This window comes from Pseudorhodoplanes sp. (assembly GCF_035565855.1).
Taxonomy (GTDB): Bacteria; Pseudomonadota; Alphaproteobacteria; order Rhizobiales; family Xanthobacteraceae; genus Pseudorhodoplanes.
In genome coordinates this window covers 1-11,878 of record NZ_DATMRX010000008.1, presented here as the reverse complement: position 1 = coordinate 11,878, position 11,878 = coordinate 1, and the positions used below count along the sequence as shown (strand labels likewise).

The following is an 11,878-nucleotide window of genomic DNA, read 5'->3' as shown; positions in this document are numbered from 1 at the left end:
GGACATCATTTCGTCGGCGGCTTTCCATCGACGCCGGACAGTGAGGTTCGCGCCTTTCGCGAGGCGCATCCCGACCTCTACGAGGAGCGGGACGGGGAGGTCCGGCTGGCGATCCGCAGGGGCGCTCTTGCAATCGGTTCGCTGGCGAAGCCGGGCTTTGCGTCCGGGGTCGATCCGCAGGTCGTCCGGATACAGGCTTGAGCCAGAAACCCGCCAAAGCCTCATAATTCGCCTGCAAAATGGCTCTTTTCATCTTTTAACCAGGCAGTTAAAAGAGCTCAAAATCGCGGAGGGGATCGAAGGATGGCGGCGGCAAGACGGCTCGGAATCATCATGCATGGCGTGACCGGGCGCATGGGCATGAACCAGCATCTGATCCGGTCGGTGTTGGCCATTCGTCAGCAGGGCGGCGTCGTGCTCTCCGACGGCAGCCGGGTGATGCCCGATCCCATTCTGGTCGGACGCAACCCGGACAAGATCGCCGCGCTCGCGCAGCAATATGGCGTCACGCGCTGGGCGACCGATGTCGACAAGGCGCTGCTCAATCCCGAGGACGAGATTTTCTTCGATTCCGGCACGACGCAAATGCGTCCCGAGCTGCTGGAGAAGGCGATTGCGCATGGCAAGCATGTCTATTGCGAAAAGCCGATCGCAACCGATCTCGCGTCGGCGCTGAAGGTGTGCCGGCTGGCCGAAAAAGCCGGCGTGAAGAATGGCGTGGTGCAGGACAAGCTGTTCCTGCCGGGCCTGCTCAAGCTGAAGATGCTGCGCGACTCCGGATTCTTCGGCCGCATGATCGCGGTGCGCGGGGAGTTCGGCTATTGGGTGTTCGAAGGCGACTGGCAGCCGGCGCAGCGGCCGTCATGGAATTATCGCGCCGAGGACGGTGGCGGCATCATCCTCGATATGGTCTGCCACTGGCGCTATGTGCTCGACAATCTGTTCGGCCAGGTGAAGAGCGTCTCGTGCCTCGGTGCAAAGCATATCCCGGAGCGCTGGGACGAGGATGGCAAGGAATACAAGGCCACCGCGGACGACGCCGCCTATGCGACGTTTGAACTGGAAGGTGGCGTCATCGCGCATATCAACATGAGCTGGGTGACGCGGGTCTATCGCGATGACCTCGTGACCTTCCAGGTGGACGGTGTGAACGGTTCTGCGGTCGCGGGTCTCACCGAATGCGTGATCCAGCCGCGCCAGGGAACGCCGCGGCCGGTCTGGAATCCCGATGTGAAGCAGCCGATCGATTTCTACGACACCTGGCAGCCGGTGCCCGACAATCAGGTCTACGACAACGGCTTCAAGGTGCAGTGGGAAATGTTCATCCGAAACGTCGCCGAGAATGCGCCGTATCGCTACACCTTGCTGGAGGGCGCAAAGGGCGTGCAGCTCGTCGAATGCGCGCTGCAAAGCTGGAAGGAGCGCCGCTTCGTCGATGTGCCGGAGCTGAAGCTGTAACTCTTATCTCTCCACCGCAAGCGGGGGAGGGATGAAGGGAGATGCCATGAATCGCTATGAACGCCCGCGTGCAGGCCTCAGCATCGCGCTGCCGCGCGCGGATCGCAGCATCGAGACATTCGCGGTCTCCGCGCCCGCGGACTTCCCGGCAAAGGTCAACGCACCCCTCAATCGCATCGCATTCGCCGCGGCGCATGTCGTCGCCGATCCGCTGGCCGATGCCGATCCGTGGCTCGATGCCGCGGTGGACTGGGACCGCACCATCGCGTTCCGCGAACATCTCTGGGACCTCGGCTTCGGTGTCGCCGAGGCGATGGATACGGCTCAACGCGGCATGGGGATGAGCTGGCCGCAGTCGCTCGAACTGATCCGCCGCTCGGTCGCAGCGGCAAAGGCCCGCAACGGCCTCGTCTTTTCGGGCGCGGGCACCGATCAGCTCGATCCGGCCAACGCCAAAAGCATCGACGATGTGATCCGCGCCTATGAGGAGCAGGTCGCGGCGATCGAGGCCTTCGGCGGACGCATCATCCTGATGGCGTCGCGTGCGTTGGCCCGCGTTGCGACGTCCGGCGACGATTATCGCAAGGTCTATGGACGCATTCTCTCTCAGGTGAAGCAGCCGGTGATCATCCACTGGCTCGGCGACATGTTCGATCCGGCGCTCGCCGGCTATTGGGGAACGCGCGATCTCGATGCCGCGATGGATGTCGCGGTCGAGATCATCAATGCGCATGCCGCCAAGGTCGATGGCGTGAAGATCTCGCTGCTCGACAAGGACAAGGAGATTGCGATGCGCCGCCGCCTTGTCAAAGGCGTGCGCATGTATACCGGCGACGACTTCAACTACGCCGAACTGATCGCGGGCGACGCGCAGGGCTATTCGGATGCGCTGCTCGGTATCTTCGATGCGATCGCGCCGGCGGCCGCTGCGGCGCTTGTCGCGCTCGCAAAGAACGACGGCGAGACCTTCCGCGACATTCTGGGACCGACCGTTCCGCTGTCGCGGCATATCTTCCGCGCGCCCACCCGCTTCTACAAGACCGGGGTCGTGTTCCTGGCCTATCTCAACGGCCATCAGGATCATTTCACGATGGTCGGCGGCCAGGAGAGCGCGCGCTCGACGCTGCATCTCGCCGAAATATTCCGCCTTGCGGATGCGGCGGGGCTTCTTCGCGATCCGGAGCTTGCGGTCTGGCGCATGCGCGCGGTGCTGGCGGTGCGGGGCGTGTGACAACTTATCCCTCCCCCGCTTGCGGGGGAGGGTGGCCGCGAAGCGGCCGGGTGGAGGCTCCTGCTGCGATGACCCCACCCGTCTCGCCGCTGACGCGGCTCGCCACCCTCCCCTTTCAGGGGAGGGAAAGGAAAAGGGAATGCGCGATCTCTCCAACGATCATGACTGGCTTTCGATCAACACCGCAACCGTGCGGCAGCAGGCGGATTTCGTCGGCATCGTGGAAGCCTGCGCGCAGCGCGGCATACGCGCCGTCTCGCCCTGGCGCGATCAGGTCGCGCATGTGGGACTGGAGCGCGCGGTCCGGGCGGTGCGCGATGCCGGCCTGAAGCTGTCCGGCTATTGCCGCGGCGGGATGTTCACGAGCGACTCCGCGCATCGTCAGGACATGATCGACGACAATCGCCGCGCGATCGATGAAGCCGCGGCGCTCGGCGCGCCGTGTCTCGTGCTGGTGGTCGGCGGATTGCCGCAATATTCACGCCCCGGCTCGCGGCCATCCAAGGACATTCGTGCCGCGCACGCACAGGTCACCGATGCGCTCGCCGAGCTTCTGCCTTACGCGCAGAATGCCGGCATGCCGCTGGCCGTGGAACCGCTGCACCCGATGTATGCCGCGGACCGGGCCTGCGTGAATACGCTGCGGCAGGCGCTCGATATCTGCGACGCGCTCGATCCGGGACGGACAGGCTCAATCGGTGTCGCGATCGACGTTTATCATGTGTGGTGGGACAGCGATGTGTGGCAGCAGATTCCGCGGGTCGGCAGGGACAGGCTGCTCGCGTTCCACGTTTGCGACTGGCTGGTGCCGACAAAGGACATGCTGCTCGATCGCGGCATGATGGGCGACGGCGTGATCGATATCCCGGCCTATCGCCGCGAGGTGGAGGCACAAGGATATAACGGTTTCATCGAGGTCGAGCTTCTGTCGAATGACTGGTGGTCGCGCCCGCTCGGTGACGTGCTGGACACGGTGATCGCGCGTTACAAGACGGTGGTCTAGCCACTCCGGAACTCTCGCATTTGCCCGCGCGTTCGACCCGGGACAAACACTCCGGGAGAACGCCGATGAACGCGCCGCAGCCGCCGCAGAAACAGGAACACCAGCCGGGCCGCGAAGACAAAATGCGGCCCTTGCCGGACTACGAGCCACGGTTCCCGGGCGCGGGCAAGCTGAAGGGCAAGGTGGCAATCATCACCGGAGGCGATAGCGGTATCGGGCGCGCCACCGCCGTCGCGATGGCGCGCGAGGGTGCGAGCATCGTCATCACTTATCTCGAGGAACACAAGGACGCCGACGAAACGCTTCGCGCGGTCGAAGAGGAGGGCGCAAAGGGCGTCAAGATCGCGGGCGATATCGGCGACGAGGCCTTTTGCGGTCAAGTGGTCGAGCGGGCGATGGAGGATTTCGGCCGCATCGACATCCTGGTCAACAACGCGGCCGAGCAGCACGAGGTGAAGGAGCCTCTGGAGATTCCCGCGACGCAGCTCGAACGGACGTTCCGCACCAATGTGTTCGGGATGTTCTACATCACCAAGGCCGCGTTACCGCACATGAAGGAGGGCGCGGCGATCGTGAACACTACTTCGATCACCGCCTATCGCGGCCACAAGACATTGATCGACTATGCCTCGACCAAGGGCGCGATCGTCGCTTTCACGCGTTCGCTGTCGCAGGCGCTGGTCGAAAAGGGCATCCGCGTGAATGCGGTGGCGCCCGGGCCGATCTGGACGCCGCTGATCCCGGCGTCCTTCGATGCGGAAAAGACCGCAAAGCACGGTGAGAGTGCGCCGATGCAGCGGCCGGGACAGCCGAACGAAGTGGCCCCGTGCTTTGTGTTTCTCGCGAGCGACGAGGCCTCCTACATGACCGGACAGGTGCTGCACCCGAACGGCGGCACCGTAGTCAATTCGTAGCGCGGCCTTAGTCCGGCGTGGCACGCTCGCGATCCGGCAAAGGCTCGTCCGGCGTGGCGGGAACGCTTCTTTCATCGCCGCCCGGCCGATCGGGGCTGCGTTCATACGTTTCGAGAACAACGTCGTTCTCGGTGACGGGTTGTATTTCCGAACTCTTGCGAGCGGGGCGCCCCTCGTTGGAGGGAGTGTCTGTTGCGGGGCGACGTTTCGGTGTGTCCATGGCAATGCGCTCCCTGAAAGACCTCGCACTCAACGTGAATGGGGGAACTCCTGTTCCCGGAACATTCGCGCAGACGGTGCGTTCTCTCGGTACTGAATTTCCCAAAACGACGCAGGAGGACCTCGATGGACTGGAATCGCGTGGAAGGTAACTGGAAGCAGATGAAGGGCAAGATCAAGGAACAGTGGGGCCGCCTCACTGACGATGATCTTGATGTCATCAACGGTCGGCGTGATCAGCTCGAAGGCAAAATCCAGGAGCGCTACGGCCTCGCCAAGGATCAGGTCCAGAAGGACATCGACGATTGGTACGGCACCCAGCGCTGGTAAGACACCGGTAATCCTGATTGAGAGACCTCCCCTTGCGGGAGGTCTTTCTTATTTTGCGTGCGCTTGCTCTACGCGCATGAAAAATTTTTCGCGCGTGAAATCGTTCACCATCACATCACGTCGCCCTGACGTTTAACAGGATCGCATCTGTTTTCTTCTACACCGTCCTTCGCGTCCGCTGACGAATGGAGCGTTGAGACTCCGCGCGCGGCGCAAGGGGGCTGATGTTGCGCGTTGTGGGGATTTTGCTCCTGGCCTGTGCCTGGATGAGTCCGGTGCATGGTTCGGAAGAACGGCCAGGTCCGTTGATGTTCAGCGCGCCGTCGGGGGCGCTTGCCGCGAAATGGCAAGGTGCTCAACAGAAGATGGCGGAGGATCAGGCTCGGCTCGCAACTTGCCGGGCGGAGCCCTGGACGTGCAGTCACGACGAACTGCGCTTCGAGGCCATTGTCGGGGCCGCACGCGAGCGGCAGGGCCGCGCACTGATCGGCGAAATCAACCGCGCGGTGAACCTGTCGATCCGCCCGATGAGCGACGAGCGCCGTTTTGCCGTCCTCGATCACTGGTCGGGTCCGCTCGAGACGCTTGAGGCCGGCGTTGGCGATTGCGAGGATTATGCCATCCTGAAATTGCTGGCGCTGCAGGAAGCCGGTTTGGCTCCCGAGGATCTCAAGCTCCTGATCGTGCAGGAGCGTATGGGGCAGAATGCGCATGCGGTGGCGGCGGCCCGCATCGACGGGCGCTGGCTCATTCTCGACAATCGGGGGTTCACCCTCGTCGACATGGCGTTCACGCCGTATCGCATTCTCGCGCAGCTCGACACGGGACAGGAGGGGCGTTACGCCTCGGCCGATCCGGAGCTCGAGAACCTGCGCGGCACTATGTAGCGCGGGAGGCCGCGGCCGCTTCCAGCGCCTGAATGCGCGCCTTGTAGCCGTCAATCTCGCCCTCCAGCCGAGCGATGTTCTGCAGCAAGCGCTCGCTGGTGAGCTTCAGGAAGTAAAAGCCGAAATCGGGGTCCTGGAAATAGAGCTCGCGCACCTTGTCATAGATGATGAACAGCACCTGTCCGTCTTCGATGCACTCGACGGTGGCGGTGCGCTTGTTGTCCGGCGCCAGGAAGCCGAGCTCTCCCATCACGCGGCCCGGTGGCAGCTCGACGTTGAATTCCTTGACCAGGAACTTCCCGGTCACGGTGTAGTACATGGCATTGGCCACATCTCCCTTGTAGAAAAGGATGTCGCCGGCCTTGAAATTTTTCTTCGTCATGAACGGCTTCAGCCATTCCATGTCGAGGTCGCCTTGCGAGGCGATCTTCACGCGCTTGACCAGCTGCTGGATCTGATAGAGCCGGAAACAATTGATCGGCAGCAGCACGGCATACATGAAGAAGGTCGGCAGGGCCTTTGCCAGCAGGCCGTAACCCATGAACAGGATATTGCTGATGATCGCCGCGATACGGAGCGGGATCATGGTGCGCAGGGTCACTGAGGCAACATAGAAAATGCCGCCGATCAGACCGAGCAGGTTCGCCAAGTCCATCTTGGACCTGATGAAATCGATCATGTAGGTGGCGACGTAGCCTAAATCCATTGCTCACTCCCCGGACCGATCGGGAGAATCCGGCCTGTCACGGCGATTCCTCCCATGTCCGTCGAACGTCGGCAAGAAACGAATTGGATGGGCGCGGCGACCGCCCCGTCTGCCCTACAGACGAATGACGTCGCCCTCGATAGCGGCGATTGTGCCGGGCCGGGCCGAGCGCGCCTCCGCCAGCAATGCGTCCATCGCCTCATCGTCGTGTTCTGGCGCATGGTGAAACAGGCACAATGTTCGCGCGCCGGCGGCGTCGGCAAAGCGCACGCCGTCGCGCCAGGTTGAGTGACCCCAGCCTTTCTTCGCTTCGATTTCGTCCTCGGTATAGGCGGTGTCGTAAATCAGAAGGTCGGTGTCCTTCGCGATCGCGATCAGCCGGGCATCGTGTCCATCGCGCTGCCACTCGTCATCGGTGATATAGGAGAAGGAGCGGCCGCCATAGTCGATCCGGTAGCCGGTCGCGCCGCCCGGATGATTGAGCGGGACGGTGCGCACTTCGATGCCCTCGCCGGGTCTGATCGTCTCTCCGGCGCGGAAGTCGCGATACTCAATATCCGCCTTGAACGTATCGATGCCGATCGGGAAGAGCGGTTCGCTCATCATGTTCTGCATCACCGACTTCAGGCGGAAGTCGGGGAGCAGGTTGCCGGCCCATAACCGGAACCGGTTATTCGGATTATAGAATGGCGCGAAGAAGGGGATGCCGATCACGTGGTCGTAGTGACAATGGGTGATGTAGAGATCGGCATCGATCCCGCCGCCCTCTTTCACCAGGGCGTCGCCGAGTTCACGCAAGCCGGTGCCGGCGTCGAGTATCAGCAAGCGGTCGCCGCAGCGCACCTCGATGCAGGGTGTGTTTCCGCCGTATCGCCTGGTCGCAACGCCGGGGCAGGGAAGCGAGCCACGCACCCCCCAGAACCGGATCTTAAATTCTGACATTGACCGTTTCGCCCCGTTGGTCGGCCAGTGAAGGCTCTTGCTGCATCGTAGGCGGCCTCTCCCGGCCGTCACAAGATCGATCACGCGTATTTGCGCGGCGTGTGAGTGACGCCTCGCTGCTGAAAAAGTCGGCGTTCGTCATTTGGTGTCGAAAGCAAAGACACCATCCCAAGACGGTGGTGGTGGCGCGATACGGAAGGTTTCGATCCTGGACTGATAAAGCTCGAACACTCCGGCCAGTCCGAATGTCTCTTCTGCCTGCTTCGCCCGTTGCAAGGCAACCTCCGCGCCACGCCAATCGCGGCTACGATAGCAGGCGAACATCTCCTGCGTTAGCGCGACGATCGCCTTGAAGGCCTGGCTCGCCGCCACCGAGGCATCGCCGACCAGCGCATAGATGCTCTCGGGTTCGGTCTTGCCCTTCACGGTGATCAGGTCAATCTGCAAAGCTGCGAAACTGCCGTTGATTTTCTCCGCCGTCCGCGCGCCGAGAATGATGGGAACGCCGTATTCCTTGGTGCGCCCTTCGAGCCGCGAGGCGAGGTTCACCGGATCGCCGAGCACCGAATAGTCGAAGCGGAGATCCGACCCCATGTTACCGACGACGCAGGTTCCCGTATTGATGCCGAGGCCGATCCGCATCGGCAGGAACGGCACGCCGTCCTCGAGGGCTTCCGCCTCGCGCTCATGGTTGAGCTCGTCGATCTTGCGCAGCATGTCGAGCGCGGCGGCACAGGCGTTGTGCTCATGGGCGGGATCGTTGAGCGGCGCATTCCAGAACGCCATGATCGCGTCGCCGATATATTTGTCGATGGTGCCCTTGCGATCGATGATCGAGTTGGTCAGCGGCGTCAGCAGGCGATTCATCAGCTTAGTGAGGCCCTGCGGGTCTTCCTTGAAGGTCTCCGAGATGCTGGTGAAGCCGCGAACGTCGCTGAAGAGGATCGTCATGTTGCGGGTTTCGCCGCCGAGAACGAGCCGCTCCGGCGCGTTTGCGAGCTGCTCGACGAGGGTCGGCGACAGATAATGCGAGAAGGCAGACCGGATCCTGCGGCGATCCGCCTGCTCGCGGAAATAGTTGATGAAGACCAGCGTCATATAGGTGACGAAGATCGCGATCAGCGGAAACGACAGATCGAACAGCAATCCAAGCTGCGCATAGAGGTACCAGGCGATCGCGGCGAGCAGCAGGGCGACAGCGAAGCCGAAGCCGAGCAGGGTCACCACGCCCATCGTCGGCGCCAGCGCCACGATGGCGACGCCGACCATGCCGGTGACGACGAGTTCGGTGCCGACGGCATAATTCGGACGGGACAGCAAAGTCTGTCCGAGCACATTCTCCAGCACCTGCGCGTGAATCTCGACGCCCGGCATCGACGTTTCGACCGGCGTCGCCTTGATGTCGAGAAGACCGACCGCCGATGTCCCGATCACGGCAAGCCGGCTCTGGAAACGATCGGCACCAACCTTGCCATCGAGCACGTCCTTGGCCGAGACGAAACGCGCCGGGTCATGCGGGCTGAAGCTGATCCAGAATTGTCCGTTTTCGTCGGTGGGCAATTCGAGCCCCGGCACCGCCACGGCGCGGATGCCGACGGGATCGGTGCGGATCAGGATCGCGCCCGAATTCGTCACCATGCGCAGCATGTCGAGTGTCATGGCGGGAACGATCTCGTTGCCGGCCTTCACCACGAGTGGCACTCTGCGCACGATGCCGTCGCGTTCCGGACGGAGCGTCAGCGCGCCGCGCCCGGCGGCGGCTTTCTCGAGAACCGGCAGGTTGCGGAGCAGACCCGCATAGGTCAGCAGATAGCGCGACGGGTCCGGCCCGATCGTCGCGATACCGGTGCGCGGCAAGTCCGGCGCAGGGGGTGTCGGGGTGAGAATGGCCGATTGTCCGAGCACGACGCGGCCGCCCTTCCGCATCACCTGCGCCAGCACATCGTCATTGCCCGGCAGGCTCTTCATCCGCTCGCGCGTCGCGTCATCGACCTGCGGCAGGGTATCGGCAAGTACGGCCGGCGACATGCGGTCGGGCTCGGCCAGGATAACGTCGAACGCGATCGCAGCGGCGCCCGCCTGCTGCAGCTTTGCGACGAGTTCGGCCAGCAAGGTGCGCGGCCAGGGCCATTGTCCGAGAGCCTGCAGGCTCGGCTCGTCGATGTCGACGATCACCACGGGCTTGATGGTCGGCTCACGCGGCTTGAGCACCTGGTAGAAATCGAAATTGCGCAGCCGCAGATTTTCCAGCGGGGCCGGGTCCCAGATGCGAAGCGCAATGAATCCCGCGAGCAACAGGAAGCCTGTCGTCCGCTCCACCCCGAACCAGCTGATGAGACTGAAACGGCGTCCCATCGCCTCTTGCTGCTCGCGTTCCTCGCGCCTTTTCTCGCGGATCGCGAGCCGCCGCTCGTTGAGCTTGCTGATCTGTTCTTTGAGGTTCGGGGCCACGGGCGAACGCTACTTGAGAGGCTGCACCAGCGCTAGATGATCGGTTGCACGAAGCCCTGCGTCCCGGCTCTCCCAAGGCGACGGGGGAAGCCCGGACAGGCCTCCCGGCGCCCGGCCAAGCGGCACGACGTTAGCGCGCTATTAACGGGACTTCAGCGGGCGGCGTCAACCAAGCGAGATTGATTTTGTTGCGTTTTCGGGCTCAGCGCGCACAAGATGACGAGGTCTAGCGTGAGGGTCTGGAATGAAGGCGATCATTGTTGGAGGGGGTGTCGGCGGGCTGACTACGGCCCTGATGCTGCATGCGCGAGGCTTCGATTGCGAGGTGTTCGAGCAGGCGGACCAGATCCGGGAGCTTGGCGTCGGCATCAACACGCTGCCCCACGCCATCAAGGAGCTTGCCCAGATCGGCCTGCTCGACCGGCTGGATATGGTGGCGATCCGCACCTATGAGTTGATCTATTGCAACCGGCTCGGTCAGGAAATCTGGCGCGAGCCGCGCGGCACCGATGCGGGCTTCGACTTTCCGCAATTCTCGATCCATCGCGGCCGGCTGCAGGGCGTGATCTATGCCGCGGCGCGGGCGAGGCTCGGCGAATCGCGCGTCCATACCGGGCACCGGCTCGGCTCCTTCACCCAGGACGAGACCGGCGTCACCGCCTATTTCTTCGATCGTAACGGGTCGCATATCCGCAGCGTCCGCGGCGACATCCTGATCGGCGCCGATGGATTGCATTCCTTCGTGCGGGCGCAGCTCTTTCCGAACGAGGAGCCGGCGCGCTTCACCGGCACCGTGCTGTGGCGCGGCGCGCTCGACTGGCCGAAATTCCTGACCGGCCGTTCCATGGTGATTGCGGGCGGCATGGCCGGCAAGCTTGTGCTGTATCCGATCGCGGAAGGATCGCGCGAGGATCGCCGCCTCACCAACTGGGCGGTGATGGTCAAGGTGTCCGAGGGCGGAGGCACGCCGAAGAAGGAGGACTGGTCACGGCTCGGCCGCTTCGAGGACCTCATGCCGCATGTGCAGAAATTCGCGATCCCCTATTGCGATGCAAAGGCGCTGATCGAGGCGACGCCGGAATTCTGGGAATATCCGCTCTGTGACCGCGACCCGCTGCCGCGCTGGTCGCATGGCCGCGTGACGCTGCTCGGCGACGCCGCGCACCCGATGTATCCGGTCGGCTCCAACGGCGCCTCGCAGGCGATTCTCGACGCGCGCTGCCTCGCCGACCGGCTGGTCGACTGCGATCATGTCCGCCATGCGCTCTATGCCTACGAGCAGGAGCGCCTGCCGATGACCACGCAGATCGTGATGATGAACCGCAAGGGCGGACCGGAAGGCGTGATCGATGCGGTCGAAGCCCGTGCGCCGGACGGCTTCTCCAACATCGACGATGTGCTGTCCTACGAGGACCGCAAGGCGATCGTGCGCGGATATGCCGGGGTTGCAGGCTTCGCCCGCGAGCAGGTGAACCGGCCGGCTGCAAAAGCGGCGTGACGGGGAAGCAGGTTCAGCTCGGAAAGAATAGCCCGTCTTCAAAGAATAGCCCCGTCTTCAATGTCATCGCCCGCGAAAGCGGGCGATCCAGTAAACGCGAAAGCGTCAGGAGATGACTGGATGCCCCGCCTTCGCGGGGCATGACAGAAACGGGCGATGCGATTCCGGCCCAAGCGAAATCGCATCAATCGTCAGGCCGTCGATGGGAACGATCACTCCGGCGGCGGCGGCAGGAAGAT

Annotated in this window: 10 protein-coding genes and 1 pseudogene; 8 read left to right on the top strand and 3 right to left on the bottom strand. The window is 63.2% G+C overall.

All coding sequences use genetic code 11. The features are described 5' to 3' along the window. The 7 genes and pseudogenes from VN004_RS00640 to VN004_RS00610 form a co-directional block, all read left to right on the top strand. A pseudogene (locus VN004_RS00640) lies at positions 1 to 201 on the top strand (hypothetical protein); the annotation flags it as partial. A 102-nt stretch (positions 202 to 303) separates the two neighbouring features. Continuing rightward, positions 304 to 1,458, top strand: a complete 1,155-nt coding sequence (locus VN004_RS00635; RefSeq protein WP_325606174.1) for a Gfo/Idh/MocA family oxidoreductase — start codon at positions 304 to 306, stop codon at positions 1,456 to 1,458. Positions 1,459 to 1,504: 46 nt separating this feature from the next. Continuing rightward, entirely contained in the window at positions 1,505 to 2,689 is a 1,185-nt protein-coding gene (locus VN004_RS00630) for a dihydrodipicolinate synthase family protein (RefSeq protein WP_325606173.1), read from the top strand. 139 nt (positions 2,690 to 2,828) lie between these two features. Continuing rightward, entirely contained in the window at positions 2,829 to 3,692 is an 864-nt protein-coding gene (locus tag VN004_RS00625) for a sugar phosphate isomerase/epimerase family protein (protein WP_325606172.1), read from the top strand. A gap of 65 nt (positions 3,693 to 3,757) precedes the next feature. After that, complete coding sequence (locus tag VN004_RS00620; RefSeq protein ID WP_325606171.1) at positions 3,758 to 4,606, top strand: SDR family oxidoreductase; 849 nt, start codon at positions 3,758 to 3,760, stop codon at positions 4,604 to 4,606. Positions 4,607 to 4,951: 345 nt separating this feature from the next. Next, positions 4,952 to 5,155 (top strand): CsbD family protein, encoded by a 204-nt coding sequence (locus VN004_RS00615; protein WP_325606170.1) that lies wholly within the window; start codon positions 4,952 to 4,954, stop codon positions 5,153 to 5,155. A gap of 275 nt (positions 5,156 to 5,430) precedes the next feature. Further along, on the top strand, positions 5,431 to 6,042 hold the full coding sequence (locus VN004_RS00610) for a transglutaminase-like cysteine peptidase (RefSeq protein ID WP_325606169.1): 612 nt from the start codon (positions 5,431 to 5,433) through the stop codon (positions 6,040 to 6,042). Here the strand turns inward: VN004_RS00610 and VN004_RS00605 are convergent. The 3 genes from VN004_RS00605 to VN004_RS00595 all read right to left on the bottom strand — a co-directional run bounded on the left by VN004_RS00605 (position 6,035) and on the right by VN004_RS00595 (position 10,141). Further along, a complete protein-coding gene (locus VN004_RS00605) occupies positions 6,035 to 6,748 on the bottom strand; it encodes a cyclic nucleotide-binding domain-containing protein (protein ID WP_325606168.1) in 714 nt (237 codons plus the stop codon). The two genes, VN004_RS00610 and VN004_RS00605, sit on opposite strands and share 8 nt — an antisense overlap. A 114-nt stretch (positions 6,749 to 6,862) precedes the next feature. Then, positions 6,863 to 7,690, bottom strand: coding sequence for an MBL fold metallo-hydrolase (locus VN004_RS00600; protein WP_325606167.1), 828 nt, complete (start codon positions 7,688 to 7,690; stop codon positions 6,863 to 6,865). Positions 7,691 to 7,828: 138 nt separating this feature from the next. Further along, positions 7,829 to 10,141 carry an adenylate/guanylate cyclase domain-containing protein gene (locus tag VN004_RS00595; RefSeq protein ID WP_325606166.1) on the bottom strand — a complete coding sequence of 771 codons (2,313 nt, stop codon included), beginning with the start codon at positions 10,139 to 10,141 and terminating at the stop codon, positions 7,829 to 7,831. A 244-nt stretch (positions 10,142 to 10,385) separates the two neighbouring features. On the opposite strand from VN004_RS00595, the gene VN004_RS00590 reads away from it, so the two are divergent. Then, positions 10,386 to 11,639 (top strand): flavin-dependent oxidoreductase, encoded by a 1,254-nt coding sequence (locus tag VN004_RS00590; RefSeq protein WP_325606165.1) that lies wholly within the window; start codon positions 10,386 to 10,388, stop codon positions 11,637 to 11,639. Positions 11,640 to 11,878: the final 239 nt, after the last annotated feature.

What these genes read in the sequence shown, in the direction of transcription:
- VN004_RS00635 (WP_325606174.1), top strand. Translation starts at nt 304, where the DNA reads ATGGCGGCGGCAAGACGGCTCGGAATCATCATGCATGGCGTGACCGGG.
- VN004_RS00630 (WP_325606173.1), top strand. Translation starts at nt 1,505, where the DNA reads ATGAATCGCTATGAACGCCCGCGTGCAGGCCTCAGCATCGCGCTGCCG.
- VN004_RS00625 (WP_325606172.1), top strand. Translation starts at nt 2,829, where the DNA reads ATGCGCGATCTCTCCAACGATCATGACTGGCTTTCGATCAACACCGCA.
- VN004_RS00620 (WP_325606171.1), top strand. Translation starts at nt 3,758, where the DNA reads ATGAACGCGCCGCAGCCGCCGCAGAAACAGGAACACCAGCCGGGCCGC.
- VN004_RS00615 (WP_325606170.1), top strand. Translation starts at nt 4,952, where the DNA reads ATGGACTGGAATCGCGTGGAAGGTAACTGGAAGCAGATGAAGGGCAAG.
- VN004_RS00605 (WP_325606168.1), bottom strand. Translation starts at nt 6,748, where the DNA reads ATGGATTTAGGCTACGTCGCCACCTACATGATCGATTTCATCAGGTCC.
- VN004_RS00600 (WP_325606167.1), bottom strand. Translation starts at nt 7,690, where the DNA reads ATGTCAGAATTTAAGATCCGGTTCTGGGGGGTGCGTGGCTCGCTTCCC.
- VN004_RS00590 (WP_325606165.1), top strand. Translation starts at nt 10,386, where the DNA reads ATGAAGGCGATCATTGTTGGAGGGGGTGTCGGCGGGCTGACTACGGCC.